Source organism: Micromonospora sp. NPDC002411, assembly GCF_053592955.1.
The window spans coordinates 1-2,472 of record NZ_JBSFBM010000566.1 but is presented as its reverse complement, the minus strand read 5'-3'; the positions used below and the strand labels follow the sequence as shown (position 1 = coordinate 2,472).

Here is a 2,472-nt window from a genome sequence, read left to right as displayed (position 1 = left end):
GCTGCCGTTCCCGAACGACTACTTCACGGTGCCCGATCGGACAAGCCCCACGGGCAAGCGGGTGCGGATCGCCGCCTCCGCCATGCCGGCCAACGCGCAGGGGACCCCGATCGACCCGACGGAATGGAACCGGCAGGACGGGTTCAGCCCCGGCTCACCGATCCTGGTTCGGGTTCCCGGCCTCGACGTGGCGGCGACCGGGATCGCGCCGGTCACCGACATCGGCCGCTCGCTGGCACCGGACGCGCCGATCGTCCTGCTCGACGCGCGAACCGGGAAGCGCACGCCGTACTGGGCCGAGCTGGACGCGCACGCGGTCGGCCAGCCCGACCGGCAGGTGCTGATCATCCGGCCGGCGGTGGCTCTGACCGAGGGCACCCGCTACGTCGTCGGCCTGCGTGGCATGCGCGACGGCACGGGGGCGACGATCCCGGCGCCGAAGGCGTTCACGTCGTACGTGACAGGTGCCGGCCTCGGCCATCGGGACAGTCGCGTCCCGCAGATGAAGCGGATCGTCGCCGACCTGACCAGGGCCGGCGTCAAGCGGCACAGCCTCTACCTGGCCTGGGACTTCACCGTCGCCAGTCGACAGGGCCTGACCGGGCGGATGTTGGCGATGCGGGACAGCGCGTTCGCCGCCCTTCGGCGTGACGCGCCGTCGTTCACCGTCACGCAGGTGACCGACTACGCCCCGGAGCAGGAGCCGTTGATCGCCCGGCAGGTGACCGGCACCGTCGGCGTACCGTCATATCTGACCGGCGACGGCGGGCCCGGCTCCCGGCTGCACTACGGGCCAACTGGCGGCCCCGGGATGCCGCAGACGCCGAACGCCCTGCCCACTCCGTCCGGCACGACGCTGGCGGCCGACTTCGTCTGCAACATCCCGCGCAGCGCCACCGCCGCCAAGCCGGCTCACCTGTCGCTCTACGGCCACGGCCTGCTCGGCAGACCGACCGAGGTCAACGCCGGCAACGTCAGGACGATGTCGAACACCCACAACTTCACCTTCTGCGCGACCAGTTGGATCGGCATGGCCGCCGCCGATGTTCCCTACGTGGCTGGCGCCTTCACCGACCTCAGCGCCTTCCCGGCGGTGGCGGACCGGTTGCAGCAGAGCTTCCTGAACTTCCTCTTCCTGGGCCGCGCGATGATCCACCCAGGCGGGTTCGCCGCCCACCCGGCGTTCCGGGACGCCACCGCACGGCCGCTGATCAACCTGGCGGGCGGGCTGCACTACGACGGCAACAGCCAGGGCGGCATCAACGGCGGGGCGCTCACCGCCATCGCGCAGGACTGGACCCGCTCCGTGCTCGGCGTACCGGCGATGAACTACTCCACGCTCCTGCAACGCAGCGTGGACTTCGCCCCGTTCCAGACGGTGCTGGACGGCTACTACCCGGACAAGGCCGATCAACAGCTGATCCTCGCGCTGCTGCAGATGGTGTGGGACCGATCCGAGGCCAACGGGTACGCGCAACACATGACCGACCGGCCGCTGCCGCGCACCCCGGCACACCAGGTGCTGATGCACGTGGCCTTCGGCGACCAGCAGGTGTCGCCCGCCGCGGCCGAGGTCCAGGCACGCACCATCGGCGCCCGCCTGCACACTCCCGCCCTCGCCGACGGCTGGTCCTCGGACGTGCGCCCGTACTGGGGGATCGCGCCGATCCGCAGGTACCCGTACACCGGCTCGGCGGTGGTGGTCTGGAACAGCGGCGCGGCTCAGGCGCCGCCGCCGACCAACCTCGCACCGGCCGGGCCGGAGTACGGCGACGACTCGCACGAGTTCCCGCGCGCCCAGGCCGGCGCCCAGAAACAGAAGGCGATTTTCCTGCTCACCGGCACTGTCGTCGACGTCTGCGCGGGCAAGCCCTGCCCGTGAGGCGGTGACCGAGCACGGCCCGGCGGGGTGACCGCCGGGCCGCGCTCGGCGGTCACGGGAACCGCCGCTGTGGTGCACCGTCGAGTACGGCGGTCAGCAGCGCACCTCGGTCTCCTTCTGCGCCACGTCCGAGATCCCGCCGAGGGCCCGGGTGCACACCGACAGGGTGTTGGCGCCCGAGGACCAGACCTCCTTGCCGCTGGAACACTGCAGGTCGCGCAGCGTGGTTCCGGTCACGATCGAGGTGCAGACCTGGTACGAGCCGTGGGTCTCCCGGTACTGCTGCCACACGTACGTGTACGCGTAGTTCTTGCCGCAGCCCTTGTACTGCTTGACCGAAGCGGCGGTCTGACCGCCAACGGTGACGTACGCGGTCGCGCCGATCTGGACCGAATCCACGCAGCGCGGGTTGGTCTCGGCGTGGGCTGGTCCGGCGAACGCCAGCGTCGCGGGCACCGCCAGCGCGGCGGCCGCGAGGACGCGCACACCACGTCGGGAGAGACTCTTCATCGGTGACCTCCTTCAATGCACCGGGACCGTGGAGCCCGATGTCGTCGATGCACCACATACGCGCGCGACCCGGCGCCCGG

Annotated in this window: 2 protein-coding genes; one reads left to right on the top strand and one right to left on the bottom strand. The window is 71.2% G+C overall.

Annotated elements, in window-relative coordinates; all coding sequences use genetic code 11:
- Position 1 precedes the first annotated feature (1 nt).
- The gene (locus ACWCO3_RS33940; RefSeq protein ID WP_450014048.1) at positions 2 to 1,882 is read left to right on the top strand and encodes a hypothetical protein; all 1,881 of its coding nucleotides are present in this window, start codon (positions 2 to 4) and stop codon (positions 1,880 to 1,882) included.
- Between the two features lie 93 nt (positions 1,883 to 1,975).
- Here the strand turns inward: ACWCO3_RS33940 and ACWCO3_RS33935 are convergent, their stop codons facing one another.
- On the bottom strand, positions 1,976 to 2,392 hold the full coding sequence (locus tag ACWCO3_RS33935) for a hypothetical protein (RefSeq protein ID WP_145780212.1): 417 nt from the start codon (positions 2,390 to 2,392) through the stop codon (positions 1,976 to 1,978).
- Between the last annotated feature and the right edge of the window lie 80 nt (positions 2,393 to 2,472).